Annotated in this window: 1 protein-coding gene; it reads right to left on the bottom strand. The window is 62.6% G+C overall.

Annotated elements, in window-relative coordinates; all coding sequences use genetic code 11:
- On the bottom strand, positions 1-211 hold a 211-nt coding region (locus tag OO48_RS34245; RefSeq protein ID WP_033223669.1), incomplete at both ends, for a non-reducing end alpha-L-arabinofuranosidase family hydrolase.

The raw sequence follows: 211 nt of genomic DNA, 5'->3' as shown, positions 1-211 counted from the left end.
CGCCCCCCGGGCCTCGACGATCATCAGGTACTGGTTCTGGCCCTTGACCTTGTAGACCTGCGGGGCCTCGAAGAGGTTCTTCACGGTGTCGGTCATGACGGTGGTGTAGGAGGAGCCGAAGTTGCCGGGGAAGTTGCCGATCGGCATGCTCGCCCGGTAGATGCTGCCGTTGTCACCGGCGAAGAACAGGTACATGTTCTGGTCGTCGGCG

The organism is Kitasatospora phosalacinea (assembly GCF_000716545.1).
GTDB classification, from domain to species: Bacteria; Actinomycetota; Actinomycetes; order Streptomycetales; family Streptomycetaceae; genus Kitasatospora; species Kitasatospora phosalacinea.
The sequence above is the reverse complement of the archived record's forward strand: the minus strand, read 5'-3'. Positions and strand labels throughout refer to the sequence as shown.